24 protein-coding genes and 1 pseudogene are annotated in these 26361 nt (G+C 70.9%); 14 read left to right on the forward strand and 11 right to left on the reverse strand.

Annotation, left to right across the window (positions count from 1 at the left end; genetic code table 11):
- Nucleotides 1-53: 53 nt before the first annotated feature.
- Nucleotides 54-962 (reverse strand): alpha/beta fold hydrolase, encoded by a 909-nt coding sequence (locus ACIBF8_RS07730; protein WP_396781558.1) that lies wholly within the window; start codon nucleotides 960-962, stop codon nucleotides 54-56.
- 220 nt (nucleotides 963-1182) lie between these two features.
- Here ACIBF8_RS07730 and miaB point away from each other — a divergent pair, with 220 nt between their 5' ends.
- The gene (gene miaB, locus ACIBF8_RS07735) at nucleotides 1183-2676 is read left to right on the forward strand and encodes a tRNA (N6-isopentenyl adenosine(37)-C2)-methylthiotransferase MiaB (RefSeq protein WP_396781559.1); all 1494 of its coding nucleotides are present in this window, start codon (nucleotides 1183-1185) and stop codon (nucleotides 2674-2676) included.
- Nucleotides 2677-2908: 232 nt separating this feature from the next.
- Here the strand turns inward: miaB and ACIBF8_RS07740 are convergent, their stop codons facing one another.
- Together ACIBF8_RS07740 and ACIBF8_RS07745 are read right to left on the reverse strand one after the other, a co-directional pair.
- Nucleotides 2909-4492 carry a cellulase family glycosylhydrolase gene (locus tag ACIBF8_RS07740; protein ID WP_396781560.1) on the reverse strand — a complete coding sequence of 528 codons (1584 nt, stop codon included), beginning with the start codon at nucleotides 4490-4492 and terminating at the stop codon, nucleotides 2909-2911.
- Between the two features lie 384 nt (nucleotides 4493-4876).
- Nucleotides 4877-6085: a DUF349 domain-containing protein gene (locus ACIBF8_RS07745; RefSeq protein WP_396781562.1), complete on the reverse strand. Its 1209-nt coding sequence runs from the start codon at nucleotides 6083-6085 to the stop codon at nucleotides 4877-4879.
- 150 nt (nucleotides 6086-6235) lie between these two features.
- Here ACIBF8_RS07745 and ACIBF8_RS07750 point away from each other — a divergent pair, with 150 nt between their 5' ends.
- The 3 genes from ACIBF8_RS07750 to dapF are packed head-to-tail and all read left to right on the forward strand — an operon-like array spanning nucleotide 6236 to nucleotide 8767.
- The gene (locus tag ACIBF8_RS07750; RefSeq protein WP_396781563.1) at nucleotides 6236-7003 is read left to right on the forward strand and encodes a hypothetical protein; all 768 of its coding nucleotides are present in this window, start codon (nucleotides 6236-6238) and stop codon (nucleotides 7001-7003) included.
- A complete protein-coding gene (gene miaA / locus ACIBF8_RS07755) occupies nucleotides 7000-7914 on the forward strand; it encodes a tRNA (adenosine(37)-N6)-dimethylallyltransferase MiaA (protein WP_396781564.1) in 915 nt (304 codons plus the stop codon). Before ACIBF8_RS07750 ends, miaA begins: the two co-directional genes overlap by 4 nt.
- A gap of 7 nt (nucleotides 7915-7921) precedes the next feature.
- Nucleotides 7922-8767 (forward strand): diaminopimelate epimerase, encoded by an 846-nt coding sequence (gene dapF / locus ACIBF8_RS07760; RefSeq protein WP_396781566.1) that lies wholly within the window; start codon nucleotides 7922-7924, stop codon nucleotides 8765-8767.
- Between the two features lie 118 nt (nucleotides 8768-8885).
- Here the strand turns inward: dapF and ACIBF8_RS07765 are convergent, their stop codons facing one another.
- Nucleotides 8886-10352 (reverse strand): NAD-dependent malic enzyme, encoded by a 1467-nt coding sequence (locus tag ACIBF8_RS07765; protein WP_396781567.1) that lies wholly within the window; start codon nucleotides 10350-10352, stop codon nucleotides 8886-8888.
- Between the two features lie 183 nt (nucleotides 10353-10535).
- Between ACIBF8_RS07765 and hflX the strand changes: the two genes are divergently transcribed.
- Nucleotides 10536-11990 (forward strand): GTPase HflX, encoded by a 1455-nt coding sequence (gene hflX / locus ACIBF8_RS07770; protein WP_396781568.1) that lies wholly within the window; start codon nucleotides 10536-10538, stop codon nucleotides 11988-11990.
- Nucleotides 11991-12040: 50 nt separating this feature from the next.
- A complete protein-coding gene (locus tag ACIBF8_RS07775; protein ID WP_396781569.1) occupies nucleotides 12041-13747 on the forward strand; it encodes a hypothetical protein in 1707 nt (568 codons plus the stop codon).
- 74 nt (nucleotides 13748-13821) lie between these two features.
- On the opposite strand, the gene lexA is transcribed toward ACIBF8_RS07775, so the two are convergent.
- The gene (gene lexA, locus ACIBF8_RS07780; protein ID WP_091400540.1) at nucleotides 13822-14607 is read right to left on the reverse strand and encodes a transcriptional repressor LexA; all 786 of its coding nucleotides are present in this window, start codon (nucleotides 14605-14607) and stop codon (nucleotides 13822-13824) included.
- A 540-nt stretch (nucleotides 14608-15147) separates the two neighbouring features.
- On the opposite strand from lexA, the gene nrdR reads away from it, so the two are divergent.
- Together nrdR and ACIBF8_RS07790 are read left to right on the forward strand one after the other, a co-directional pair.
- Complete coding sequence (nrdR, locus tag ACIBF8_RS07785) at nucleotides 15148-15648, forward strand: transcriptional regulator NrdR (protein WP_210858234.1); 501 nt, start codon at nucleotides 15148-15150, stop codon at nucleotides 15646-15648.
- Between the two features lie 67 nt (nucleotides 15649-15715).
- Complete coding sequence (locus ACIBF8_RS07790) at nucleotides 15716-18589, forward strand: vitamin B12-dependent ribonucleotide reductase (protein ID WP_396781570.1); 2874 nt, start codon at nucleotides 15716-15718, stop codon at nucleotides 18587-18589.
- 430 nt (nucleotides 18590-19019) lie between these two features.
- Here ACIBF8_RS07790 and ACIBF8_RS07795 read toward each other — a convergent pair whose 3' ends face one another.
- Together ACIBF8_RS07795 and ACIBF8_RS07800 are read right to left on the reverse strand one after the other, a co-directional pair.
- Nucleotides 19020-19202 (reverse strand): DUF397 domain-containing protein, encoded by a 183-nt coding sequence (locus ACIBF8_RS07795; RefSeq protein WP_396781571.1) that lies wholly within the window; start codon nucleotides 19200-19202, stop codon nucleotides 19020-19022.
- 10 nt (nucleotides 19203-19212) lie between these two features.
- The gene (locus ACIBF8_RS07800) at nucleotides 19213-20073 is read right to left on the reverse strand and encodes a DUF5753 domain-containing protein (protein ID WP_396781572.1); all 861 of its coding nucleotides are present in this window, start codon (nucleotides 20071-20073) and stop codon (nucleotides 19213-19215) included.
- A gap of 305 nt (nucleotides 20074-20378) precedes the next feature.
- Between ACIBF8_RS07800 and ACIBF8_RS07805 the strand changes: the two genes are divergently transcribed.
- From ACIBF8_RS07805 to ACIBF8_RS07815, 3 genes are read left to right on the forward strand one after another with little or no spacing between them, the layout of a single operon-like run.
- Nucleotides 20379-20558, forward strand: coding sequence for a hypothetical protein (locus ACIBF8_RS07805; RefSeq protein ID WP_396781573.1), 180 nt, complete (start codon nucleotides 20379-20381; stop codon nucleotides 20556-20558).
- Complete coding sequence (locus tag ACIBF8_RS07810) at nucleotides 20555-20773, forward strand: hypothetical protein (RefSeq protein ID WP_396781574.1); 219 nt, start codon at nucleotides 20555-20557, stop codon at nucleotides 20771-20773. Before ACIBF8_RS07805 ends, ACIBF8_RS07810 begins: the two co-directional genes overlap by 4 nt.
- Nucleotides 20770-20952: a hypothetical protein gene (locus ACIBF8_RS07815; protein WP_396781575.1), complete on the forward strand. Its 183-nt coding sequence runs from the start codon at nucleotides 20770-20772 to the stop codon at nucleotides 20950-20952. Before ACIBF8_RS07810 ends, ACIBF8_RS07815 begins: the two co-directional genes overlap by 4 nt.
- Before the next feature lie 29 nt (nucleotides 20953-20981).
- Here the strand turns inward: ACIBF8_RS07815 and ACIBF8_RS07820 are convergent.
- A pseudogene (locus tag ACIBF8_RS07820) lies at nucleotides 20982-21439 on the reverse strand (tetrahydrofolate dehydrogenase/cyclohydrolase catalytic domain-containing protein); the annotation flags it as partial.
- A 135-nt stretch (nucleotides 21440-21574) separates the two neighbouring features.
- Complete coding sequence (locus ACIBF8_RS07825; protein WP_396781576.1) at nucleotides 21575-22687, reverse strand: FAD-dependent monooxygenase; 1113 nt, start codon at nucleotides 22685-22687, stop codon at nucleotides 21575-21577.
- Between the two features lie 147 nt (nucleotides 22688-22834).
- Here ACIBF8_RS07825 and ACIBF8_RS07830 point away from each other — a divergent pair, with 147 nt between their 5' ends.
- Nucleotides 22835-23770, forward strand: coding sequence for a DUF2332 domain-containing protein (locus ACIBF8_RS07830; protein ID WP_396781577.1), 936 nt, complete (start codon nucleotides 22835-22837; stop codon nucleotides 23768-23770).
- Nucleotides 23771-23883: 113 nt separating this feature from the next.
- Here ACIBF8_RS07830 and ACIBF8_RS07835 read toward each other — a convergent pair whose 3' ends face one another.
- Both ACIBF8_RS07835 and ACIBF8_RS07840 read right to left on the reverse strand, forming a co-directional pair.
- Nucleotides 23884-24741: an alpha/beta fold hydrolase gene (locus ACIBF8_RS07835; protein WP_396781578.1), complete on the reverse strand. Its 858-nt coding sequence runs from the start codon at nucleotides 24739-24741 to the stop codon at nucleotides 23884-23886.
- Between the two features lie 3 nt (nucleotides 24742-24744).
- Nucleotides 24745-25308 (reverse strand): dihydrofolate reductase family protein, encoded by a 564-nt coding sequence (locus ACIBF8_RS07840; protein ID WP_396781579.1) that lies wholly within the window; start codon nucleotides 25306-25308, stop codon nucleotides 24745-24747.
- 145 nt (nucleotides 25309-25453) lie between these two features.
- Between ACIBF8_RS07840 and ACIBF8_RS07845 the strand changes: the two genes are divergently transcribed.
- Nucleotides 25454-25711, forward strand: a complete 258-nt coding sequence (locus ACIBF8_RS07845) for a DUF5522 domain-containing protein (protein WP_396781580.1) — start codon at nucleotides 25454-25456, stop codon at nucleotides 25709-25711.
- A 98-nt stretch (nucleotides 25712-25809) separates the two neighbouring features.
- Entirely contained in the window at nucleotides 25810-26358 is a 549-nt protein-coding gene (locus ACIBF8_RS07850; RefSeq protein WP_396781581.1) for a hypothetical protein, read from the forward strand.
- The last annotated feature ends 3 nt before the right edge of the window (nucleotides 26359-26361 follow it).

A 26361-nucleotide genomic window follows, 5' to 3' on the forward strand; every position in this document is an offset into this window, starting at 1 on the left:
GCGGGTCGGGTGTCTGGCCCGGCCCGTCGTTGCGGCCGTGCCGCGTCGCCCGCTCAGAGCTGCGGGCTGGTCGCGAGGTCCGGTGTGGCCAGCCAGGTCAGGGTCTGCGGGAGGATCTCCACCGCCCCGAAGTGCGCGGCGCCGGGCTGCACCTGGACCTCGGCCCGCGGGATCCGGGAGGCGAGCCAGTGGGAGTGTTCCACCGGGGAGAAGCGGTCCTGCTCGCCGTGCCAGAGCCGGACCTCGGCGCGGATGGCGCCGAGGTCGAACCCCCAGCCGCGCCGGATCGCCAGCACGTCGTCGATCCAACCCTCGGGGCCGTGGCGCAGCGCCTCGGAGTACATGTCGGTCAGCAGTCTGCGGATCGCGACGTCGTCGACGACCCGGATGTCCTCGTCGGGCAACTGGGGGCGGAGGAAGTCCAGCAGCGTCATCGGGTCCCGGCGGGCCTCGTCGGCGCGGACCTTCAGGTTGAGCGTGAGCTCGGCCAGATCCTCGTCGGCCTGCCCGTAGTCCTCCACGTTCGTCGCCGCCATGCCGGCGTACCAGTCCAGGTCGGGTGCGCCGGCCGGGGCGAGCCCCACCAGTACGGCGGCCCGGGTGACCCGGTCCGGCAGCAGCGCGGCGCAGGCCAGGGCGTGTGGCCCACCACCGGACCGGCCCACCACCGCGAACCGGTCGATGCCGAGGTCGTCGGCGATCGCCGCCACGTCGGCCGCGGCGTCGGCCACCCGCCGACCCTCGTGCCGGTCGGAGTCGCCGTACCCGGGTCTGTCGTAGCAGACGAGATGCACGCCGAGGCGGTAGACGACGATGCCTCGGGGCCGGGGGCCGCTGCGGCTGCCCGGGGTGCCGTGCAGCAGGAAGACCGCCGGCCCGTCCGGCGCGCCCGAGGTCTCTACGGCGAGGTGCCGCCCGTCCGGCGTCGTGACGGTGCGCTGTGTCGCATCTTGTCGCGTCACGGTTGGCCTCCCGCGGGTCGTCATGTGCTCCCCCGTGAACGGAGCCGCGCATCGTCGGCGCCGAGTGCAAAGCCCCCGAAATCGCCCAGAACACATTCTTGTTGTGCAGCGTACTGCCCGTCGTGGATGCCCGCCATGGGCCGCCGGGTCAATGCCGGTGGGTTGGGGCCCCCGAACGGGCCGCTACCCTGGTAGCCCGAGGGGAAGGGGCACCAAGAGGGTGGCTAGGACCTATAACGTCGTGACGTACGGCTGCCAGATGAACGTGCACGATTCTGAGCGGATCTCCGGCCTGCTCGAACAGGCCGGCTACGTGCGCGCGGTGCCGACCGACGACACCCCGGACATCGTCGTCTTCAACACCTGCGCGGTGCGGGAGAACGCGGACAACCGGCTGTACGGCAACCTCGGTCGGCTGCGCCCGGTGAAGGACAAGCACCCCGGGATGCAGATCGCGGTCGGCGGTTGTCTGGCCCAGAAGGACCGGGGCGACATCGTCCGCAAGGCGCCCTGGGTGGACGTGGTCTTCGGCACCCACAACATCGGCGCGCTGCCGGTGCTGCTGGAGCGGGCCCGGCACAACGCCGCCGCCGAGGTGGAGATCCTGGAGTCCCTCGACGTCTTCCCCTCCACGCTGCCCACCCGCCGCGAATCCACCTACGCGGGCTGGGTGTCGATCTCGGTGGGGTGCAACAACACGTGCACGTTCTGCATCGTGCCGGCGCTGCGCGGCAAGGAGAAGGACCGGCGCCCCGGCGACATCCTCTCCGAGGTTCGCGCCCTGGTCGACGAGGGTGTGCTGGAGGTGACCCTGCTCGGGCAGAACGTCAACTCGTACGGCGTGGAGTTCGGTGACCGGTACGCGTTCGGCAAGCTGTTGCGGGCCTGCGGCGACATCGACGGGTTGGAGCGGGTCCGGTTCACCAGCCCGCACCCGAAGGACTTCACCGACGACGTGATCGCCGCGATGGCCGAGACGCCGAACGTCTGCCACTCGCTGCACATGCCGTTGCAGTCCGGCTCCGACGACGTGCTCCGGGCGATGCGCCGGTCCTACCGCTCCGAGCGCTACCTGGGCATCATCGAGAAGGTCCGGGCGGCGATGCCGGACGCGGCGATCACCACCGACATCATCGTCGGCTTCCCCGGTGAGACCGAGGCCGACTTCCAGCGCACCCTGGACGTGGTCCGCGAGGCCCGGTTCTCCTCGGCCTTCACCTTCCAGTACTCGAAGCGACCCGGCACCCCCGCGGCGACCATGGACGACCAGTTGCCCAAGCAGGTCGTGCAGGAGCGCTACGAGCGGTTGGTCGCCTGCGTCGAGGAGATCACCTGGGCGGAGAACAAGCGCCTCGTCGGGGAGACCGTCGAGGTGCTGGTCGCGGTCGGCGAGGGTCGCAAGGACGAGCGGACCGGCCGGATGTCCGGTCGGGCCCGCGACGGCCGACTGGTGCACTTCGCGACCGAGACGCCCGGTGGGGAGTCCCTCGCTGGTCAGATCCGGCCGGGGGACATCGTGCACACCACGATCACGTACGCCGCACCGCACCACCTGAACGCCGACGGCGCGCCGGTGGCGCACCGGCGCACCCGGGCCGGTGACGCGGCCGAGGCGGGCCGCTCCCCGCGTACCCCCGGCGTGTTGCTCGGTCTGCCGACGATCGGCGCACCGCCGGTCGCACCGGCCCCCGCCGCTGGCTGCGCCACGCACTGACCTGCGCGAGGGCCCCTTGTCGTCGCGCGGCGACGACAAGGGGCCGCCCGTTCAGACGGTGATCCGGCCGGCGCCGGCGCCCGCGGTCACGATGGACTTGACGTTGCTCGCGGTGTCCAGCTGGTAGGAGTACGGAATGCTGGCCACACTGCCGCCGGCCTGGCCGGTGGGCGAGTTGACGAAGTGGTTGTTGCGGGCGACCAGGCTGCCGGGCGAAGGCCGTCCCGGCAGCTCAGCAGCTGGTGCCGTTGAGTTTCACCGTGCCCGGCGCGCTGGCGGTGCCGTTGGCGGTGAAGCCCACGGTGACCGACCCGCCCGCCGGCAGGGACGGAGCGTGCCCCGGCGCCGCGGCGGTGACCGTCGTGCCGGACTGCGTGACCGTGGCGTTCCAGCCACTGCCCAGCGTCACCCCGGACGGCCAACTCCAGGTGACCGACCACGGGTTCACCGCCCCAGGGCCGGTGTTCTTCACGGTCAACTCGCCCTGGAAGCCACCCTGCCAGGCGTTGACCTGCCGGTAGGTGGCCGTGCAGGCGCCGGTCGGCGGGTCGGTCGGCCCACCGGTCGGCGGCCCCGTGGTGCCGCCGCCGGACGGCGCGATCAGATACGGCTGGAGGATCGCCTGCTTGGCGGTGTTGATGTTCGTCCAGTCGTCCAACGCGATGCCGCCGGTGTCACCCGAGTTGGGGTTCCACGACCAGTAGGTGAAGGACATCCCGGTCACCCCGGTCCCGGTGTACGCCATCAGCTTCTCCAGCCACACCTTGTCCTTCGGGTCGACCAGGGTGCTGCCGAACTCGCCCATCATGATCGGCGCGAGACTCTGCTTGTAGAGGTAACCCCAGTACTTGTCCCAGATGGCCGGCATGTTCGCCGGGTAGTCCGGGGCGTCGAACCAGGTCTGCCGGTACACCGAGGTGGCGTACTCGTGCGGCGAGTAGACCAGCCGGTTCGCCACGTTCAGCCGTACCGGGAACTGCCCCGCCTTCGACAGGTTGCCACCCCACCAGCCGCAGTCCTCGTCGTTGCTCGGGTCGTTGTCCCACACGTTGGAGAGGCCGCCGCTGGGGCAGCTCACCCCCTCCACGAAGATCAACCAGTTGGGCTGCACGCCGAGGATGGCGTTCCCGGCCCGCTCGGCGGCGAGCCGCCAGTCCCGGGTGGTGTCGCCGCAGCCCCAGCACGCGCCGGTGGCCGCCGGGTTGGTGCCCTCGGCATGCGGCTCGTTGTGCAGGTCGGCGCCGATCACCGTCGGGTTCCCCGCGTACCGCTGGGCGAGCATTTTCCAGTCGTTGATCCAGGTCGCCTCGGAGACCGTCGACGTGTACCAGAGCGCCGACTGCCCGGCCGCCGTTGGCCGGTGCCGGTCCAGGATGATCCGCATGCCCTTGCTGCCGGCGTAGTCGATCACCTTGTCGAGGATCTGCAACGGGGACAGCCCGATCAGGTCCGGGTTGACGAAGTCGTTGATCCCGCTGGCGGTCGCGCCCGGCTTCAGCGCGTCGTTCGAGTACGGCACCCGCAACGTGTTGTAACCCAGGCGGGCCATCGTGTCGAGCTGCCCCCGCCACGGGTTGTTCGACCACAGGCCGTGGAAGGTCTTGTTGTCGGTCTCCATGCCGAACCAGTTGATGCCGGTCAACCGGACCGTGGCACCGGTGCTGTCCACGATCTGGTTGCCGCTGGTGTGCAGATAACCCGTACCGGTGCCAGCGGCCACGGCCGGACTGGTGCTGACGGTGGCGGCGATGAACACGCCGGCCGCGACGGTGGCGAGCGCGGTCAGCGCCCCGCCAAGAGCTTTAGGACGGAACAATTCGGGCTCCACTTCGGAGGTCCGGCGCCGTCCAGAAACGACGCCGGTGAGCGGCCGTCCGCACGTCACGGTCCCTCAGGGGTACGCGGACAGTGCGCGACGGCCCAGGTCACGCGGACGTGGTCACTCGCGGCAGCTCACCGGCGACCCTCGACGGCGGTGGTTCCGCCTTCGTCGCCCTCGTGCCGGTGGCCCTACCTGACTCCGTCGCTCATTCTGATCAGCCCAGGTCAATGCGTCAACCTGCCCGCCGCCCTGCCCCCTGCCCACCCGGGCCGTGCGGCCTTCGCAGCAAGGTGTTCGTCTCAAGATCCGCGGGGCGCGGGGCCGGACACGGCGGAGCCCCGGTCCCATGCGGGACCAGGGGCTCCGGACGGTGTCAGCTCAGCCGGCCTGCTCGGCGAGTTGGAGGAACTGCCGCTTGGAGGCGAGGGCCCGCTCAGCCTCCTTGATTCGGCGGGCGTCCCCGGCGCTCTGCGCCCGGGCCAGCCGGTCCTCGGCCTCCGCCACCTGCGCCCGCATCTGGGCGAGCAGCGGGTTGTCCTCCTTGGTGGTGCGGCGCCACGCCGAGTCCATCACGTCGCGGACCTTGTCGTCGATGGCGCGCAGCCGACGCTCCAGCCCGGCGGCCGCCTCGCGGGGCACCCGGCCGGCCTCGTGCCACTGTGCCTGGATCTCCCGCAACTTGGCCTGGGCGCCCTTCGGGTCGGCGTCGATGTCCAACGCCTCGGCCTCGGCGAGCAGGGCCTGCTTGCGCTCCAGGTTGCCGCGCTGCTCGTTGTCCCGAGCGGAGAAGACCTCACTGCGCCGGCTGAAGAAGGCGTCCTGCGCGCCCCGGAACCGTTCCCAGAGCTTCTGCTCGGCCTCCTTGGAGGCGCGCGGGGCGGCCTTCCACTGGGTCATCAGGTCCTTGAGCTGGTTGGCGGTGGCGGCCCAGTCGGTGGAGTCCTGGAGCTTCTCCGCCTCGGCGACCAGCTCCTCCTTGACCGTCTGCGCCTGCTTGCGCTGCGAGTCCAGGGAGGCGAAGTGGGCGCCGCGACGGCGGGTGAAGCCGTCCCGGGCGGCGGCGAACCGCTTCCACAGCTCACCGTCGGCCTTCTTGTCGACCCCGCGGATGGTCTTCCACTCGTCGAGGATCTCCTTGAGCCGGTCTCCGGCGGTCTTCCACCCGGTGGATTCGGCGGCCAGCTTCTCGGCCTCCTCGACCAGCGCGGTCTTGCGGGCCAGGGCCTCGCCGCGAGCGGCGTCCCGGGCGGCGCGCGCTTCGCCGGCCTTCTCCTCGGCGAGGGTCGCCAGCTTGTCCAGGCGTGCGGCCAGCGCGTCGATGTCGCCGACCACGTTGGCCTCGGGCAGCGTGGCGCGGATCCGCCGGATCGTGCTCAACGAGTGCCCGGCGTCCGCCGCACCCGACTTGAGCCGTGCCTCGGTCAGATCCACCTCGGTCACCAGGTCGGCGAAGCGACGTGCGAAGTGTGCCAGGCCCTCCTCCGGTGCCCCCGCCTGCCAGGATCCGACCACCCGCTCGCCCTCGGTGGTCTTGACGTACACGGTGCCGTCCGCGTCCACCCGTCCGAAGGCAGTCCAGTCGCTCATGTGCCCATCCTCGTTCTCCCGGCGTCGAGGGAACGATCCCCCGTCGCCGCCACGGCGCAGCCAAGTTGCTTCCGGCATTGTCACAGGTCCGCCCCGGTCCGCGTCGAGCGCCTATCGCCGACCGTGACCATACGGTGTCCTAGGGACCGAATGACCGGATCGGCTCGGAGACGCACCGGGGATTCCCGCTACGGTGAACGGGTGCCACTGGTCGCCGCCGCCGTCTGCCCGCATCCGCCCCTGCTCGTGCCCGAGGTGGCCGGTTCCGCGGCCCCGGAGCTGGACGAGCTGAGGACGGCCTGCGACACCGCCGTACGCCGGCTGCTGGCCGCCGATTCGGACATTTTGCTGCTGCTGGGCACCGGCCCGGTGACCGGTCCGATCCGCACCCCGGCCACCGGCTCCCTTCAGCCCTGGGGTGTCGACCTGGACGTGCCGCTGGCCCCCGGCCAGCCGGAGCGGGGCGCGGTGCTGCCGTTGAGCCTCACCATCGGCGCGTGGTTGCTCGGCCGGCACGACCCGCAACCGCCGGTGACCGCCGTGCAGGTGGCCGCCGAAGCCGGCCCGGCCGAGCTGTCCGCGCTCGCCGACGAGGTCGACGCCGCGGCGGAGCGGGTGGCGGTGCTGGTGCTCGGGGACGGGTCGGCCTGCCGGGGCGAGAAGGCCCCCGGGTACGACGACGCGCGCGCCCTCCCGTACGACAGGCGGGTTGCCACGGCGCTGGCCGACGCGGACCTGGACGTCCTGCTCGATCTCGACCCGGTGGTGTCGACGGAGCTGAAGGCCGCCGGTCGCGCCCCGTGGCAGGTGCTGGCCGGCGCGGCCCGGGCGGCCGGCGGAGGGTGGCGTGGGGAGTTGCTGCATGACAGCGCCCCCTACGGTGTGGCCTACTTCGTGGCGTCCTGGGAGCGCGCGTGACCAGCGGTACGGTCGTCGCGGTGGTCGGCCCGACCGCGGCGGGTAAGTCGGCGCTGAGCATCGCGTTGGCGCACGCCCTGGACGGCGAGGTGGTCAACGCCGACTCGATGCAGCTCTACCGGGGCATGGACATCGGCACCGCCAAGCTGACCCGTGCCGAGCGGGGCGGGGTGCCGCATCACCTGCTGGACATCTGGGAGGTCACCGAGCCGGCGAGCGTCGCGGAGTACCAGCGGCTGGCCCGCGCGGCGGTGGACGACATCCTCTCCCGGGGGCGGGTGCCGCTGCTGGTCGGCGGGTCCGGGCTGTATGTGCGGGCGGTGTTGGAGCGCTTCGAGTTCCCGGGCACCGACGCGGCGCTGCGGGAGCGGCTGGAACGGGAGCTGGCCGAGGTCGGCCCGGCCCCGCTGTACGCGCGGCTGCGCGCCGCCGACCCGGTCGCCGCCGAGGGGATCCTGCCCGGCAACGGTCGGCGGATCGTGCGGGCCCTGGAGGTCATCGAGCTGACCGGCGCGCCGTTCACCGCCACGCTTCCGCAGCCCACGCCGTACTACCCGTCGGTGCAGCTCGGCGTCGACCTGGACACCGGGCTGCTGGACGAGCGGATCGCGCTGCGGGTCGACCGGATGTGGGCCGACGGCCTGGTGCGGGAGACCCGCGAATTGGTCGCGCGCGGGTTGCCCGACGGGCGGACGGCCAGTCGGGCCCTCGGCTACCAGCAGGTGCTGCGCATGTTCGCGGGTGAGTTGACCGAATCGCAGGCGCACGAGGAGACGGTCCGGGCGACCCGACGCTTCGTCCGCCGACAGCGGTCCTGGTTCCGGCGTGACCCGCGGATCCAGTGGCTGGACTCGTCCGCGCCGGACCTGATCGGGGCCGCCCTGCGCCTGGTGCCGGCCGCTGCGCGATGATGGGGGCGTGGAGTTCACCAAGGGCCACGGCACCGGCAACGACTTCGTTCTCCTTCCCGACCCGGACGGTCAGCTCGACCTGACCCCGGAGTTGGTGGCGGCGCTCTGCGACCGGCGTCGGGGCATCGGCGCGGACGGGGTGTTGCGGGTGGTCCGCGCGGCCAAGCATCCGGACGGCGCCGGGCAGGCCGGTGAGGCCGAGTGGTTCATGGACTACTGGAACGCCGACGGCTCGTTCGCCGAGATGTGCGGCAACGGCGCCCGGGTCTTCGTGCGCTACCTGCTCGACAGCGGGCTGGCGACGCCCGCCGGCGCGGCGCTGCCGGTGGCCACCCGGGCCGGCGTCGTGCGCGCGCTGGTCGAGGGCGACGCCGTCTCCGTCGAGATGCGCCGACCCCAGGTGTACGACAGTTCCGCCGCCACCATCGGTGGGCTGACCCTGACCGGTGCCGTGGTGGACGTCGGCAACCCGCACCTGGTCTGCGTCCTGCCGGCCGGCGTGGAGTTGTCGGCGCTGGACCTGACCGTCGCGCCCGGGTTCGACCCGACGGTCTTTCCGAGCGGGGTGAACGTGGAGTTCATCGTGGCGGGCGACCCGGTCGACGGCACCGACGGGCACACCCTGATGCGGGTGTACGAGCGCGGCAGCGCGGAGACCCTGTCCTGTGGCACCGGCGCCTGCGCGGTGGGTGCCGTGGTGCTGCGCGACGCCGGCCGAGACACCGGCGTGGTAGCCGTCGATGTCCCCGGCGGCCGCCTCACGGTGACCGTCACCGAGAACTCCTGCTGGCTCTCCGGCCCCGCCGTCCTGGTGGCAACCGGCGAGATCAACCCCACCGCCCTGCGCCCCTGACGCCGGCCCTCACCGCCTTTTTGCGTCGTTGATCAAGAGGTTTGCGTCAGATTTCGTGTCGTTCCTGACGCAAACCTCTTGATCAACAGCGCGGTTGGTGGGCGGTGGGGTTCGCTCGTTACGGGGTTGCGCTGGCGTTGGCCGCGATCTCGGGGAGGTCTGCCGGGCCGGGGTCGGCCGCTGGCAGCGGGCTGGGGTTGTGGGCGGCGGCCCGGACCGCCGCGGCGACCGCGGGGGCGACCCGGGAGTCGAAGACGCTCGGCACGATCACCGTCGGGTTGATCTTTTCCTCACCGACCACGTCCGCGATGGCCCGGGCGGCCGCGATGGCCATCTCCTCGGTGAACTCCTCGGCGTGCGCGTCCAACATGCCGCGGAACACCCCGGGGAACGCGAGCACGTTGTTGATCTGGTTCGGCTGGTCCGAGCGGCCGGTGGCGACCACGGCGGCGTGCTTGCGCGCCTCCCGCGGGTCGACCTCCGGGTCCGGGTTGGCCAGCGCGAAGACGATCGCGTCCTTGGCCATCTGGGCGATGTCGTCGCCGGTGAGCAGATTCGGCGCGCTGACCCCGATGAACACGTCGGCGCCCCGGATCGCGCCGGGCAGGTCGCCGGAGTAGTTCTCCTTGTTGGTGTTCTCCGCCAACCACTGCCACGCCGAGTTGAGCCCGGTCAGCCCACGGTGCAGGGCGCCCTGGCGGTCGTACGCGATGATGTCGCCGACGCCCTGGCGCAGCAGCAGCTTCATGATCGCGGTGCCGGCGGCGCCGGCGCCGGAGACGACCACCCGGACGTCCTCCAGCCGCTTGCCCACCACCCGCAGCGCGTTGGTCAGCGCGGCCAGCACGCAGATCGCGGTGCCGTGCTGGTCGTCGTGGAAGACCGGGATGTCCAGCGCCTCGCGCAGTCGGGCCTCGATCTCGAAGCAGCGCGGCGCGGCGATGTCCTCCAGGTTGATGCCGCCGTAGGCCGGTGCGATCGCCTTGACGATCTGCACGATCTCGTCGGTGTCCTGGGTGTCCAGCACCACCGGCCAGGCGTCCACCCCACCGAAGCGCTTGAACAGCGCGGCCTTGCCCTCCATCACCGGCAGCGAAGCGGCCGGGCCGAGGTTGCCGAGGCCCAGCACCGCCGAGCCGTCACTGACCACCGCGACGGTGTTGCGCTTGATGGTCAGCCGCCGGGCGTCCGCCGGGTTCTCGGCGATCGCCATGCAGACCCGGGCCACCCCCGGGGTGTACGCGCGGGACAGCTCGTCACGGTTGCGCAGCGCGACCTTGGAGGTCACCTCGATCTTGCCACCGAGGTGCAGGAGGAACGTCCGGTCGGACACCTTGCGCACGTCCACGCCGTCCAGCGCGGTGAGCGCCTGGACCACCTGGTCGGCGTGACCGGCGTCGGCGGTGTCGCAGGTCAGGTCGACGATCACGTGGGTCGGGTCCGAGTCCACCACGTCCAGCGCCGTGACGATCGCCCCGGCCTCGCCGACGGAGGTGGTGAGCCGGCCGATCGAGGAGGCGTCCGCGGTCACGGCGATCCGGATGGTGATCGAAAATCCGGCGCTCGGCAGTCGGGTGATGGCCACGGGATCCCTCCGTAACGGCTGTGCGGCCGGTCGGCCGCCGCCCGCATTTCTACCGGGTTGTCGCGACCGACCAGCATTCGCCCCCGCTTTTGGCGACCTTCACCATGGGCATATAGCAGGTGCGTTCGGCGTTGCCTCATGTCAGGATTACTTCCTACTTATCAAAACGGACAGGAGAACCGCTTGCGAGACCAGGAGAGCTTTGTCCCCGTCGAGGACGAGCTCGACGACGTCACCACCGGCGAGATGGAGCTGTCGGAGCGACAGTCCCTCCGACGCGTCCCGGGCCTGTCAACCGAGCTCACCGACGTCACCGAGGTGGAATACCGCCAGCTGCGGCTGGAACGGGTCGTCCTGGTGGGCGTCTGGACCGAAGGCACGGTGACCGACGCCGAAAACTCGCTGACCGAGCTTGCCGCGCTGGCCGAGACCGCCGGCTCGCAGGTGCTCGAAGGGCTCATCCAGCGCCGTAGCCGACCCGACCCGGCCACGTACATCGGCCGCGGCAAGGTCGACGACCTCGGCGCGGTGGTGCTCTCCACCGGCGCCGACACGGTCATCTGCGACGGTGAGCTGTCCCCGTCGCAGCTGCGCAACCTGGAGCAGCGCACCAAGGTCAAGGTCGTCGACCGGACGGCGCTGATCCTGGACATCTTCGCCCAGCACGCCAAGAGCAAGGAAGGTAAGGCGCAGGTCGAGCTGGCCCAGCTCGAATACCTGCTGCCCCGACTGCGCGGTTGGGGTGAGACGCTCTCCCGGCAGACCGGTGGTTCCGGCCGGGGTGGCGGCGCCGGCGGCGGTGTGGGTGTTCGTGGTCCCGGTGAGACCAAGCTGGAGACCGACCGGCGGCGCATCCGGCACCGCATCTCGCGGCTGCGTCGCGAGATCAAGAGCATGAAGACGGTACGCGTGACCAAGCGCGCCCGACGCTCCCGCAACGCCGTCCCCGCGGTCGCCATCGCCGGCTACACCAACGCCGGCAAGTCCAGCCTGCTCAACCGCCTGACCGGCGCGGGTGTGCTGGTGGAGAACGCCCTGTTCGCCACCCTGGACCCGACCACCCGAAAGGCCACCGCCGCGGACGGGCGGCTCTACACCCTCTCCGACACGGTCGGCTTCGTCCGGCACCTGCCGCACCAGATCGTCGAGGCGTTCCGCTCGACGTTGGAGGAGGTCGCGGAGGCGGATCTGGTGGTGCACGTCGTCGACGGCACCCACCCGGATCCGGAGGAGCAGGTTCGGGCCGTGCACACGGTGCTCGCCGAGGTGAGCGCGGATCGGCTCCCCGAGCTGTTGGTGGTCAACAAGACCGACGCGGCCGACGAGGACACTCTGTTGCGACTCAAGCGGCTCTGGCCGGACGCGATCTTCGTGTCCGCGCACTCCGGGCGGGGCATCGACGGGCTGCGCGCGGCGATCGAGGAGCGGCTGCCGCGCCCGGCCGTGGAAGTCCGGGCCGTGCTGCCGTACGACCGGGGCGACCTGGTGGCCCGGGTGCACCGCACCGGTGAGGTGCTCAGCACGTCGCACCTGCCGGAGGGCACGCTGCTGCACGTCCGCGTCGGTGCCGAGCTGGCGGCGGAGCTGGCGGCTTTCGACGTGCAGCGGCAGGGGCAGGCGGCCGGCAGCCGGTCCTGAGCGGCCACGGCGTCATCCAAGCGAAACGCGCGGCATGCGACACTGGCCGAATGCGCCGCGTTGTTTCCTCGGTCACGGTTGCCCTCGGCCTGCTCGGGGCAACCGTGGCGCTCGCCGGAGTCGCCGCAGCGGCTCCCGCTCCCGGGTCGTCCGGGCCTCCCGCCGCCAATCCCGGTCAGAAGCGGTGCACGATCACTGACGAGCGGCTACGGGAGCTGTCCGGGCTGGTCGCCACCAAGACCGGCTTCATCGTCATCAACGACGGCACCGAGGTCGCGGCACGCAAGCGGATCTTCTTCCTCGACAGCAAGTGCAAGATCGCGAAGGAGCCGGTCCGCTACTCGGGGCAGGGTCCGTTCGACACCGAGGATCTTGCCCTGTCCAAGGACGGCAACACCCTCTGGATCGCCGACACCGGTGACAACGCCGACGCGAAGGAACGCCGCACCCGCGTCGCGCTCTGGTCGATGTCGGTTACCGGAAGTAGGCAGCCGACGCTGCACCGGCTGTCCTACCCCGAGAGCAAACCGCACGACGCCGAGGCGCTGCTCATCGGCGACGACGGAAAACCGCTGATCATCACCAAGGTGACCAGCGGCAAGGCCGAGATCTACACCCCGTCGGCGGCCCTGAAGAGCGGCGACACCGACCCGGTGCCGATGCGCAAGGCCGGCGAGATCGCACTGCCGAAGACCCAGACGGAGAACGCGCTCAACACCTTCGGCCGGATCGCCATCACCGGCGCGGCCCGGGCACCGGACGGCTCCCGGGTGGTCCTGCGCACCTACGCGGACGCCTTCGAGTTCGACGTGACCGGTGGCGACATCGTGGGAGCGCTCACCACGGGCAAGCCGCGGGTGACCCCGTTGGCCGATCCGTTCGGTGAGGCCATCAGCTACACCGCGGACGGGAAGTCGTTCGTCACCGTCTCCGACGCGGCTCGCTTCGGCGAGGACGAGCCGCTCGACATCCTCAGCTACACGCCGTCCAGTTCGACCGCCGTGCCGCTGGCCCCGGAGGAGGGCGGCAAGCCGGCCGCCTCGAAATCCTGGACCGACGGGCTGAGCCTCGACGACATCACGTACCTGGTCGGCGCGGTCGGGCTGATCGGCCTGCTGCTGGTCGCCGCCGGCATCGTCGGCATCGTTCGGGCCCGCCGTCGGCCGCCGACCGACGACGCGTCCGACACGTCGGACCCGGATGGCGACCCGTTCGGCCCGCGCCCGGGCCGTGCGGTTGATGGTTCCCCGGCCGATGCCGACCGGCGCAGTGGTGTCTACGGGGGCGGTGCGCCGGCCGGCGGCGCGGTCTACGGCGGTGGTGCGGGTCGCGGTGGCCCGGCCCCGGCGGGCGGTGCCGTATACGGCGGTGGCGGCCGACCGGCCGTGGCCGACGGCGGCTACGGCGCTCCTCGGCCGGCCGGCGGCGGTGCCGGTGTGTACGGGGGCGGGCGTCCCCCGGCCAGTGGCGGCGGTCGCCCCCCTGGGGGCGGTGGTCGGCCCCCGGCTGGCGGCGGTCGGCCGTACGGCGGTGGTGGTCGTCCACAGGGCGGCGGCGGTCGCCCCGGCGGCGGCGTGTACGGCGGTGGCGACGGTGGTCAGCCCGGCGCCGGTCGGGCGGAGCCGCCCCGGCGTGGCGGGCAGGAGCCCGACTACCGGGGCCAGCGGCCCGGCCGTCGTCGCGACGACGACGCGCCTGTCGACCCGTATCGGCAGTATCCAGGGGGCGGTCGCGGCCATCGGGGCGACCGCTACTGATCGGCGCTGACGCGCTCACCTGCCCCCGGACGAGCGGTGCGGGTGAGCGCTCCGGGCACCCACCCGCCAACCGGTCAGATCCGGCGTAGCACCGCCACGACCCGGCCCATGATGGTGGCGTCGTCGCCGGGGATCGGGTCGAAGGCGGGGTTCTGTGGCATCAACCAGACGTGCCCGTCGCGCCGTCGGTAGGTCTTGACGGTCGCCTCGCCGTCGAGCATGGCGGCCACAATCTCGCCCGAGTCGGCGGTCGGCTGCTGCCGGACGACCACCCAGTCGCCGTCGCAGATGGCCGCGTCGAGCATCGAGTCGCCCTTGACCTGGAGCATGAAGACCTCGCCCTCGCCCACCAACTCGCGGGGGAGCGGGAAGATGTCCTCCACGGCCTGCTCGGCGAGGATCGGACCACCGGCGGCGATCCGGCCGAGCATCGGCACGTACGCCGGGGTGGGTCGCTGTGCCCTCGACAGCTCGTCGTCGATCGCCTCGCTGGGGGCGCGGACGTCCACCGCGCGCGGCCGGTTCGGGTCGCGGCGCAGGAAGCCCTTCTTCTCCAGCTCCTTGAGCTGGTAGGCGACGCTGGACGGCGATACCAGGCCGACGGCCTCGCCGATCTCCCGGACGCTCGGCGGGTAGCCGTGTCGCTCCACCCAGGTGCGGATGAACTCCAGGATGCGACGCTGGCGGGCGGTCAGGTCGACCGTCGCCGGGTCGGGGAAGGCGCTGACCACCGGGGTGACCGGGCGCACGGCGGGCTGGCCCGTCCGGCTGCGCGCGGCGCTGCGGCGTCGGGTGGCCGGGGGGCCCGCCTCGGTGATCTGCTGCGGGCTCTTCGGCCGGCTGGCCCGGTCCTCGGTCACGTCCGTCCTCCCTGGTCGGCGCTGGGTGCCTCGTCGGCTCGTGGTGCGTGCGGGGTGCCACGTTGTTCATGACCGTATAGGTGAGATCAGTCATTTTCAAACATCTGTACGACCTCTCACCGGCGTGTCGGGGTGAAAAAGCCCTCCGGTCGTACGGATGTTCTGCTAAATGGTACGTCGGGTAGTACTGATGTTCGATCGTCGGCTGTTTTCCGGTCTGCTCCGGCCTGCTGGCCGGTAACTCGGGCGGGGTCGTGGCGTTGGGTCTTCGGGTGCGGCGCTCGGCGTGGATGACCGGATGGTCGGTGACGCGCCGGACACGCCGGCCAACTTGACCCGGCTTCCCCGGCGACATACGGTCGACCCCTAAATGTAGTAGTGACACGGGCGTAAGTTGCCTACAGGTTGGGTCTGACTACTGACCGCACTCCCGTAACGTCGATCACGGCGGGCGTCATCCGCGGATGGCACCGTCGCGGTTGAGCGTGCCCGGGGGGTGGGTCCGGTGTGCCCGCGTTGATCATTTTCAGGAGGTGGGCGATGCGGTGTCCGTACTGCCGGCACGCTGACTCTCGGGTGGTCGACTCGCGGGAGGCCGACGATGGCCAGCTCATCCGACGGCGGCGGTCCTGCCCGGAGTGCGGCAAGCGGTTCACCACCGTCGAAGAGGCGGTCCTCGCGGTCGTCAAGCGCAGTGGGGTGACCGAGCCGTTCAGTCGCACGAAGATCATCGGCGGGGTGCGCAAGGCGTGCCAGGGCCGGCCGGTCGACGACGACTCGCTCGCACTGCTCGCGCAGCGGGTCGAGGAGACGGTCCGGGCCAAGGGGGCCGCCGAGATCCCCAGCCACGAGGTGGGCCTGGCGATCCTGGGTCCGCTGCGCGACCTGGACGAGATCGCCTACCTGCGGTTCGCCAGCGTCTACCGCTCGTTCGACTCGCTCGCCGACTTCGAGCGCGAGATCGAGACGTTGCGGGCCGCGGCGCGCGCCCGGGAGCAGGGCCGGGCCGATGCGGTTGAGGCCGCCGGCCGTACCAGCTGAGACTTCACGGTTTTTGAAGAGATTGGGACGCGCGGTGTGTGACCGCGCAGACGAGGGGGGCAACGGCGTGACAACGAGCCGTTCACGAAGCAAGGCAGGCGCGGGGCTGAAGATCGAGCGGGTGTGGACGACGGAGGGGGTCCACCCATACGACGAGGTGTCCTGGGAGCGCCGTGACGTCGTCATGACGAACTGGCGGGACGGCTCGATCAACTTTGAGCAGCGTGGGGTGGAGTTCCCGGAGTCGTGGAGCGTCAACGCCGCCAACATCGTCACCACGAAGTATTTCCGGGGAGCGGTGGGGACCCCGGAGCGGGAGTGGTCGCTCAAGCAGCTGATCGACCGGGTGGTCAGCACCTACCGCACCGCGGGTGAGGAGTACGGCTACTTCGCGAGCCCGGCCGACGCCGAGGTCTTCGCGCACGAGCTGACCTGGATGCTGCTGCACCAGGTGTTCAGCTTCAACTCGCCGGTCTGGTTCAACGTCGGTACGCCGTCGCCGCAGCAGGTCAGCGCCTGCTTCATCCTGGCCGTCGACGACTCGATGGACTCGATCCTCGACTGGTACAAGGAGGAGGGGCTGATCTTCAAGGGCGGCTCCGGCTCCGGAGTGAACCTGTCGCGGATCCGTTCGTCCCGTGAGCTGCTCTCCTCCGGCGGCAACGCCTCCGGGCCGGTCAGCTTCATGCGCGGCGCGGACGCCTCGGCCGGCACCATCAAGTCCGGCGGCGCGACCCGCCGGGCGGCCAAGATGGTCATCCTCGACGTGGACCACCCGGACATCCAGGAGTTCGTGGTCACGAAGGCGCGCGAGGAGGACAAGATCCGCGCGCTGCGCGACGCCGGGTTCGACATGGACCTCGGCGGCTCCGACATCGTCAGCGTGCAGTACCAGAACGCCAACAACTCGGTCCGGGTCTCCGACGAGTTCATGTCGGCGGTCGAGAACGGTAAGGGCTTCGACCTGCGCGGCCGGCTGGACGGCTCGGTGATCGAGACCGTCGACGCCAAGCAGCTGTTCCGCTCCATCTCCCAGGCCGCCTGGGAGTGTGCCGACCCGGGCCTGCAGTACGACGACACGATCAACGACTGGCACACCTGCCCGGAGACCGGGCGGATCACCGCGTCGAACCCGTGCTCGGAGTACCTGCACCTGGACAACTCCTCGTGCAACCTGGCCTCGCTCAACCTGATGAAGTTCCTCCGCGCCGACGGTGGCTTCGAGGTGGAGAAGTTCGTCAAGTCCGTCGAGTTCGTCATCACCGCGATGGACATCTCGATCTGCTTCGCCGACTTCCCGACCGAGAAGATCGGTGAGACGTCCCGCGCCTACCGGCAGCTCGGCATCGGCTACGCCAACCTCGGCGCCCTGCTGATGGCCACCGGCCTGCCGTACGACTCGGACCAGGGCCGCTCGGTCGCCGCGGCGATCACGTCCCTGATGACCGGCACCGCCTACCGCCGTTCGGCCGAGTTGGCCGGCGTCGTCGGCCCGTACGACGGCTACGCCCGTAACGCCGAGCCGCACAAGCGGGTCATGCGCAAGCACGCCGCGGCCAACGACGAGATCAAGCCGACCAGCCCGGTGGCCACCGCGATCGTCCGTGAGGCGACCAAGCAGTGGACCCAGGGCAACAAGATCGGTGACAAGTTCGGCTGGCGCAACGCGCAGGCGAGCGTCCTCGCCCCGACCGGCACGATCGGCTTCATGATGGACTGCGACACGACCGGCGTGGAGCCGGACCTGGCGCTGGTCAAGTTCAAGAAGCTGGTCGGCGGCGGCTCGATGCAGATCGTCAACCAGACGGTTCCGCGCGCGCTGCGCAGCCTCGGCTACCCGGAGGAGCAGGTCGAGGCGATTGTCGAGCACATCGCCGACCACGGCCACGTGGTGGACGCCCCCGGCCTCAAGCCGGAGCACTACCCGGTCTTCGACTGCGCCATGGGGGAGCGGACGATCGCGCCGATGGGTCACGTGCGGATGATGGCGGCCATCCAGCCGTTCGTCTCCGGCGCCATCTCCAAGACGGTCAACATGCCGGAGGCGGCCACCGTCGAGGACGTCGAGAAGATCTACTTCGAGGGCTGGAAGCTCGGCCTCAAGGCGCTGGCGATCTACCGGGACAACTGCAAGGTCGGCCAGCCGCTCTCGGTGGCCAAGTCCAACAAGGCCACCGAGCCGGCCGCCGTCGAGACCGCACCGGCCGAGCCGGCCGCGGTCGAGAAGGTCATCGAGTACCGGCCGGTGCGCAAGCGCCTGCCGAAGAAGCGCCCGTCCGAGACGGTCAGCTTCTCCGTCGGTGGCGCTGAGGGTTACCTGACCGCGTCGTCGTACCCGGATGACGGCCTCGGTGAGGTCTTCCTGAAGATGTCCAAGCAGGGCTCGACCCTGGCCGGCGTGATGGACGCCTTCTCGGTGGCCATCAGCATCGGCCTGCAGTACGGCGTGCCGCTGGAGACGTTCGTCAGCAAGTTCACCAACATGCGCTTCGAGCCGGCCGGCATGACCGACGACCCGGACGTGCGGATGGCGGCCTCGGTGATGGACTACATCTTCCGTCGCCTGGCGCTGGACTTCCTGCCCTACGAGCGCCGCGCCGAGCTGGGCATCTTCACCGCTTCGGAGCGGGCCGCGCAGCTGCGGGCCGAGGCCGACGCGGAAGCCGCCGCCGTTACCGGTGCCGAGCTAACCGCAATGGCGTCGTCGGCGCCGGTGGAGACCCCGGCCAAGGCGGAGGCCGTCGCCCAGCCGGCCCAGGAGATGGCCGACGTGGCCGCCGCCAAGCCGGCCCCGAGCGTGGGTTCCAGCACCGAGCTGCTGGAGGCCGTGATCGGCAAGGCCGCCGACGCGCCGCTCTGCTTCACCTGCGGCACGAAGATGCGCCCCGCCGGTAGCTGCTACGTCTGCGAGGGCTGCGGCTCCACCAGCGGCTGCAGCTGACGTACCACCGCACCACCACCCCGCGAGCGCGGCAGGAAACCCTGCCGCGCTCGCGGCGTTCCCGCTCGTGCAGGGTCGATGGACCTGCCCGGCCGTCGCATGATCGGCTCGACTTCCGTGAGAACGGCGTATCAATCTCGCCCGGATACCCCCGCTTCATGCAACCCGAGTCGATCATTCAGAAGAATTCCGGGGATGATCTCCGGCTGGAACCGACGGATCTCTGACGCGTCACCGTCGAGGTCCAGGTACTGACGGAACCAGTCCGGCACGTCGTTCCGAAAGGTGTCGCCGGATCAGCGGTCTTCGTCGCCCTCGGATCGGTGGACGGATCTGATCTCGACGGGGGCACCGTCTGCTGCCGCTGGAGGCTCTTGCACCACCCCAAGTGCACGGCCTGCCGGTTGCCCCTGGGTATTGCGACCGGGAGCTAACGGATGCTGCGCACGAACCCCGTCCATGCGCCTCTCGTGAAGCGAAGGGTCGACCCGCTGGGGTCCTTGCTGTCGCGCACCGCGATACTCGTGTCCAGATCGGCAACCTCGACACAAGCGCCGCCGTTGTTGTCGCTGTAGCTCGACTTGCGCCAGACCAGGCTATCCGAAGTCTCCATGATCACTCTCTCAGGTCTGTTGCCGCTCCACGTCGTCCGCCATCCTCAGGATGAGCTTGCGAGACTCTACCGGCCCGAGAGCGGCTGCCCGGAGTCGGTCCCACAGCCGAGTGTAGGCCCGTACGGCGTCCGGCCGGTCCAGGTAGTCGGCGTCGGTGAAGGTCTCGACGTAGATCACGTCCGATGCAGCGTCGTCCCCGAAGCGCAGGATGATGAAGCTGAACGATGCCGTCTCATAGGTCTGTGCGTTGAACGGGAACACTTGAAGGGTGACGTTGGGCTGCTCGCTCACCTCTGCCAGGTGCAGGAGTTGATCGCGCATCGTCGTCGCGTCACCGACGCTTCGGCGCAGCGCCGACTCGCTGAGGATGAAGCTCAGGTCAGGCCCGTCGTCCTGCCGCAGGATCGACTGTCGCTCCATGCGGACGGCAACCTGCCGGTCGACCTCATCAGTGGACGGTCGCGGATGGGCGATCGCGTTCATGGCGCGGATGTACGGCTCGATCTGGAGGACTCCAGGGATGACCTCCGGCTGGTACCAGCGGATTTCTGACGCGTCGCCTTCGAGGTCCAGGTACTGGCGGAACCAGTCAGGCACTGCGTTCCGATAGGTGCTCCAGCGACCACGCTGCCGGCCTGCTCGTGCAAGGTCGCGTAGTGGCTCGGCTTCATCACCCCGGATTCCGTACAGATCGAGCAACAGGTTCAGGTCGGTGAGCCGGATCCCCGACTGTCCAAGCTCGACCCTGCTGATCTTGCTCGCTGCCGCGTCGATGACGGCGGCCGCCTCGTCCTGCGTCTTGCCTGCACCTTCACGGGCGCGTTTGAGGGCAAGGCCGAGGCGCCGTCGCTGGATCGTCGGGTTCACCACCGGCTGATTATGGCCCGGACAAAGCCGGATACCGCGACACGCCGCGAAGAGGTTCCCAAAATGGGAGTCCAACTTTACTGTTGTCGTACTTCTAAAATAGGAGTCCAAGTTTGGAACCTTATGGGGTCGAGGGTGCCGTACGACGACTACCTGTTGGCGGTGGCGCTGACCTTGGCCCGGCGGCACCGGCCGGTCTGGTCGTGGCAGCGGTGGCGGTGGATCTGCCGATGTGGGGCCGACCTGCCGTGCCGAGCCCGGCACCGCATCCCAATCCGCCGAGGCCACTGGCCAGGGGAGGCACAGGAGTGACCGAGGATCAGGTCGGACGAATCTTGTCCGTGCACCTTCCCGGCGTCGACGGGCTCTGCGCCGGCTGTCGCTGGTGGTGGGCGCGGCTGTCCCCGTACCCCTGCTATCAGGCGGAATGGGCGGCCCGCTGGCACGCCCGGTCGGCCATCCGGCGCTTCCTGGAAGGTCTGCCGTGACCACCCACGGTCCGGTCCTTCCGGTCTGGACCTGCGGCGGCTGCGCCGCCCCTTGGCCCTGCCGGACCCGGCGCACGGAGCTTCGTGCCGAGTTCGAGGGCGCGCCCGTGTCGTTGGCCCTCTACATGGGGTCCTACCTGGTCTGGGCGGCCGAGGACCTGACCTGGGTGCCCGCCGGGCTGCTGCACCGCCGCTTCCTGGGCTGGATCCGGTGAGTCTGATCCGGCGGGGCGATGAGCGGTTCCACTACAGCGACAACTCGCACAAGTGGATCCCGCCGGATCCGGACTACGACCAGGAGGTCTGGGACGAGATGGTCCGGCAGCACCAGCTCCAGCACCTGGAGGAGATCTCCAATCGCAGGAAGCCGGCTCGACCACTTGATACTGAGTAGCTGAGGACGACCCGCTCCGACTACTCAGCGATGCCGGCCGGGGTGCACGGCAGCGGGCCGGGCAGGCCGACGGCGAGACGCCCCATGTTGAGCGGATGCATGCCGTCGATGTCCTTGTCCGGGTCGATGGTCTGCAGCGCCGCGTCGTAGTCCAGGTGCCCCGGCACGGGGTACTGCACGAGCAGTCCGTGCACGGCCGGATCGTTGTTGAACCGGGCAATGGCCTGGTGCAGTTCGGCCTGGGTGGCGGTGGCCGGCAGGTGCGCGTGCGGGGAGTCGAACCCGAGCGCTGCGGCCTGACGCTGCTTGATGCGATGTAACCGGCGCTGGCGTCGTCGTCGCCCACGAGGATGGTGGCGAGGCTCGGGGTGATCCCGCGGTCGCGCAGGCGGGCGGCTGCGGCGGCGGTCTCGGCCAGGACGGCTTCGGCGACGGGTGCACCCGGCAGGAGCCGGGCCGTGCCCGACAGCCGAGCCGATGACGACATCTCCGGCATTGGAGCCGATCCGGTGGCTTTCGAGGTCTTCTACCGGCGGCTCGCCATCGTCGACCGACCGGGCCAGCTGCCCTGAGCGGTGGTGGGCACGCCCCAGCCCTGACCGGTCCGGTCACGTCGGACCGGTCAGGGCTGGGCGAACAGCGGGCCGTAGTTCGAGCGGAACATCTGCTCGCCGAGGCGGCGCATCACCAGATCACGCAGTGCGGGCGGGAGCCCGGTGGCCTTGTCCCGGCGGTGCGTCTGGCCGAGCACCCAGTCGGTACGCGGGCGGCGCCGCGCCTCGTAGCCACGCAGCGCGTCGGCGACGGAATCGGCGGTGGCCAACGACGAGGCGAGCACGACGGCATCCTCCAGGGCCATCGCCGCGCCCTGGGCCATGTTCGGCGAGGTGGCGTGGGCGGCGTCGCCGATCAGCAGCACCGGCCCTCGCGACCACGAGTCGAGCACGACCTCCTGGTTCGGCCCGGCGTGCAGGGTGCTGTCGTCGTAGTCGAGGGCCTTGAGCATGGTGGCGGCCGGCTCGGTGAACGTCGCGGCCACCTCGTCGCGCCAGCCGGGCCGGTCGGCCACCGGGCCGTCGTTGTAGTAGCAGTACGTCTGCTCGGCGCTGATCGGGATCGTCAGGAACTGCCTCCCGCGCCCCAACTGCACCGACCAGACCGGCTCGTCGTCGATGCGGGGAGCGACCCACCGGTACGCGTACTGGCCGAGGTCCCGGGCGGCCTGGCCGTCGAAGGCGAGCCGACGGACCGTCGAGTGCACCCCGTCCGCGCCGAGCACCAGGTCGTACCGTGCGGTGGCCCCGTCGTCGAACTCGACGGCGACCCGGTCGCCCTCCTCGACCAGTGCGACCGGCTGGCGGCCCCAGCGGATCGGGGTGTCACCGACACCGGCGAGCAGCGCCCGGTGCAGCTGCGCCCGGTGCAGCGACATGCACGGCCCGACGCCTCGCCACAGTGCGGCCACGTCGATGTCGAAGAGGCGACGCCCGCGCTGATTGGCGCTGCGCTGCCGGGTGATCTCCACGGCCACGTCGGCGACCGGCTCCCGCAGACCGAGGACGTCGAGCATCCGGGTCGCGTTGCCGGTGAGGTAGATCCCGGTGCCGGAGTCGGTCGGCCCGGACGCCCGCTCGACCACGTCGACCGTCGCGCCCCACTCGCGCAGCGCGGCCACCGTCGCCAGGCCGGCGACACCACCGCCGACGACCAGTACCCGGACACCGTCACCCTGCATGACACGTTCCTCCCCGTTGCCCCGGCCCGAACCCCCACTGAACTGCTGCTCAACGGTCCGGCCGCCGCAGCACTCTATGCGGCGGGTGAGCCACCGCACGGGAATGGGGGCTGAATTACCGAGGAATGGGCTGCGACGATGAGGGGCATGACGACCGCTGAGGCGTACGCCGAGTTCGGCAGGCGCGAGGCGCACGGGGTGTCGCCCACGTACGAGCGCCTGTCGCAGGCCGTCGCCCACGACGATGCCCTGCTCACCCTGCTCGACGGGCTCCCGCCGGCCAAGCGGCAGCCGAATCTGCTGTTCGGCGTCGTCCGCTGGCTCGGCGGGCCGGTCGACGAGCCGGCCGCGTTCCGCGACTACGTGCTGACGCACTGGTCGACCATCGAGGCGCAGGTGCGCGCGCGAGCCACCCAGACAAACGAGGCGGGCCGCTGCGCGGTCCTGTTGCCGGTGCTCGCCGCGTTGCCACAACCCCTTGCCCTGCTGGAGGTCGGTGCGTCGGCCGGGCTCTGCCTCTACCCCGACCGGTACGCGTACCGCTACGGCGATCAGGAGGTCGGCTCGGGCGAGCCGGTCCTCGACTGCGCGGCCGCCGGGTTGGCGCCGCCGGCAGACGTACCCCAGGTGGTGTGGCGCGCCGGCCTGGACCTCAACCCGCTCGACGTGACCGACCCCGACGACGTGTCCTGGTTGGACGCACTGATCTGGCCGGAGCACGCGCACCGGCGGGCCCGGCTGCGGGCCGCGGCGGCGGTCGCCGCTGCCGACCCGCCGCTGCTGGTCCGCGGTGACCTGGTGGACGACCTGCCGGCGCTGGCCGCGCGGGCGCCGACCGACGCGACGCTGGTGGTCTTCCACACGTCCGTGCTCTACCAGGTGCCGCCGCCGCGCCGGGACGCGTTCGTCCGGCTGGTCCGCGAACTGCCCGGGCACTGGGTCGCGAACGAGGGGCCCGAGGTGCTCCGATACGACGGGCTGCCCGACCCGCCAAACGACGTGCTGCACAACGTTCTCGCGCTGGACGGAAAGCCGCTGGCCTGGGCCAGGGGCCACGGCCAGGCGATGACCTGGTTCGGCTGACGCCGCCCAGCCACCCAGCCGCCCAGCCGCCCAGCCACCCGGCCGCCCAGCCACCCGGCCGGGCCCGGTCTCCCCGCTCATGCCCCACCCTCGTGTCTCCCCCCGGTGGAGACTCAAGCACCATCCGAGCCAGTGAGGAACGCCGCGACCGTCGCGGTGAACGCCTCGGCGTCGTCGAGCCATGGGTAGTGCCCGGCGCCCGGCTGAACGACCAGCTCGGCGCGGGGGATCAGCTCGGCGAACTGGGTCACCAGACCCGGCGGTGCGGCCAGGTCGACCGCGCCGGCGAGCAGCAGCACCGGGCCTCGATGTGCGGCGAGCGCCGCACGGGTGGCCGGCGGATCGAAGGCGCCTTCGGAGCTGAATATCCCCGCCAGCTCCTCGTTGCGCTGACCGGACTCTGCGGCCTGGTGGACCTGAGCGGCCGTGTCCCACCGGCCGTACAAGAACGGCGCGATCTCCTGCTTGGACTCTGGCCCGGCCCGACCCGCGAGGATGGACTCCAACGCCACCGCTGCCGCCGGAAACCACGGCTCGCCGGCCCGGGCCTCGGTGACCTCCTGGCGCTGCGCGGCGGTCACCTCCAGCCCGACCGCTCGGATGCTCGGGTTGACCAGCGCGAGTCGGCCCACCCGATCGGGGTGCCGGGTCAGGAATTGCAGAGCCAGGTTGGCGCCGGCGGAGTGGCCGAGCAGATCCAGCCGGTCGAGGCCCAGGTGCCCGCGCAGCGCCTCCACATCGTCGACCATGCGGTCGCAGCGGTACGTCGAGACGTCCGCCGGTGCCGCCGAGCGGCCCGTGCCCCGCGCATCGAGGATGACCAGCGTCCGGTGCGCGCCCAGACCGCCGAGGTCACCGAGGTACGCGGAGTCGCGCATCGGCCCGCCCGGCAGGCAGACCAGCGGGTCTCCGAAACCGACCGTCCGGCACGCGAGGACGGTCCCGTCGATCGCGTCGAAGGTGGTGATCATCGGTCAGCGGACCCGCTCGTGGCGGAGCAGGACCACGCCGTTGCCGAAGACCCGGCTCTCCACCAGCCGCAGACCGGCCGGGGTCTCGGCGTCGGGGAAGAGCCGACGGCCCCGACCGAGCAACACCGGGTGGACGTAGATCCGGTACTCGTCGATCAGGTCGTGCCGGGCGAACGTCGCGGCCAGGTCGGCCCCGCCGAGGGCCAGGTCGCCGCCCGGTTCGGCGGTGAGCTGACGGACCTGCTCGACGTCGACCTCGCGTACCACCGTCGCGTTCCAGTCGGCGTGGTCGAGCGTGCGCGAGTAGACGATCTTCGGCATGTCCCGCCAGATCCGGGCGAACTCGCGTTCCGGGCCGCTGGCGGTTGGATCCTGATCGGCGGTCGGCCAGTAGGCGGCCATCAGCTCGTGGCTGACCCGGCCGCTGAGGAACCCGCCCATCGGGGCGATCACGTCGTTGAAGTGCTGGTGCAACTCCTCGTCGACCTGGTGCCAGCCGATGTCGCCGCCCGGGCCCTCGAAGAACCCGTCCAACGACAGGCTCATCTGCACAACGATCTTCCGCATCGTTTCCCCTCCGTATGCGTCGACGGGTGTCGAACCCGATCGTCGTCGGACCGTACGACGAAAACGACCCCCGGTGACCACCCCGGAGCAGGTCGTGATCCAGACAGCGGCAGGCCGACCACGAAACGGTCCCTAGACTGCTGCGGTGAGCGGAGAGCAGCGGCGACCCCTGGCCGACCGGCCGCTCACCGAGCCGCACCCGTCCCGGCTGTCGCCGGAGCACCCCGATCGGACCCGGATCATCGCGGCGCACGCCGCCGCACTCGACGCCGGGGAGGCCGGCTATCTCGACCCGGCGAGCGGGTTGTTCGTGCTCAGCGCCGGCTTTCTGGCCCGGCGCGGTACATGCTGCGGACGCGGCTGCCGACACTGCCCGTACGTGGACGATCCACCGTCGGAATAGGCGTCAGCGGGGGCTTTCGCCCGACACCGACACCCCGTACGGTGTCCGACGGACACTTGGCGGGCGCCTTCCGCCGTCGGTCGGCGAGAGGGTGGAACGTGCGCGGGCGGATCGTGGTCGCCGGGCTGGCGGCACTGCTGATGAGCGGCTGCGCCGACGAGGCGGAGCCGGTGGCGGTGCCACCGCTGGCGCCGATCGCGGTGGAGGTGGCGGCGGCCTCCTCGGGCGGAGCCTGCCGTCTGCTGGACTTCTCGGTCATCGAGCAGGTGACGAAGGCGCGCTTCGACGTGGCGGCGTCCAGCGAACGGGACGACACGCACACCTGCGTGGTCCGGGCCGGCGGCGCGACGCTGCCGGAGCTGACGCTGAGCGTGTCCGAGACCACGATCGACAAGACCACCTTCGGTGCGGACGTGGTGCCCGACAAGGCGGCCAAGGTCACCGGCCTGGGCCAGCAGGCGTACAAGCGGACCACCGCGGCGGCGAGCGGGCGCGGGCCGGTCGCCGAGGTGGGCTGGTTGGCCACCGACGGTCGGCTGGCCACGCTGACCTGGACGGGTGCTCGCGGCAGCGAGCGGGCGGCGGCCGAGAACCTGACCGGTGGCCTGGTCGCGCTGGCCAAGAAGGTGGACACCCGGGCGCTGTGACGC

The sequence above is a fragment of the Micromonospora sp. NPDC050276 genome (genome assembly GCF_044459545.1).
Taxonomy (GTDB): Bacteria; Actinomycetota; Actinomycetes; order Mycobacteriales; family Micromonosporaceae; genus Micromonospora.

Bases quoted from the DNA above. Each gene is read 5' to 3' on its own strand.
- ACIBF8_RS07745 (WP_396781562.1), bottom strand. From the start codon at position 6,085: ATGAGCGACTGGACTGCCTTCGGACGGGTGGACGCGGACGGCACCGTG.
- ACIBF8_RS07840 (WP_396781579.1), bottom strand. From the start codon at position 25,308: ATGCGGAAGATCGTTGTGCAGATGAGCCTGTCGTTGGACGGGTTCTTC.
- nrdR (WP_210858234.1), top strand. From the start codon at position 15,148: ATGCGGTGTCCGTACTGCCGGCACGCTGACTCTCGGGTGGTCGACTCG.
- ACIBF8_RS07835 (WP_396781578.1), bottom strand. From the start codon at position 24,741: ATGATCACCACCTTCGACGCGATCGACGGGACCGTCCTCGCGTGCCGG.
- ACIBF8_RS07775 (WP_396781569.1), top strand. From the start codon at position 12,041: ATGCGCCGCGTTGTTTCCTCGGTCACGGTTGCCCTCGGCCTGCTCGGG.
- ACIBF8_RS07825 (WP_396781576.1), bottom strand. From the start codon at position 22,687: ATGCAGGGTGACGGTGTCCGGGTACTGGTCGTCGGCGGTGGTGTCGCC.
- ACIBF8_RS07750 (WP_396781563.1), top strand. From the start codon at position 6,236: ATGACCGGATCGGCTCGGAGACGCACCGGGGATTCCCGCTACGGTGAA.
- ACIBF8_RS07830 (WP_396781577.1), top strand. From the start codon at position 22,835: ATGACGACCGCTGAGGCGTACGCCGAGTTCGGCAGGCGCGAGGCGCAC.
- ACIBF8_RS07795 (WP_396781571.1), bottom strand. From the start codon at position 19,202: ATGGAGACTTCGGATAGCCTGGTCTGGCGCAAGTCGAGCTACAGCGAC.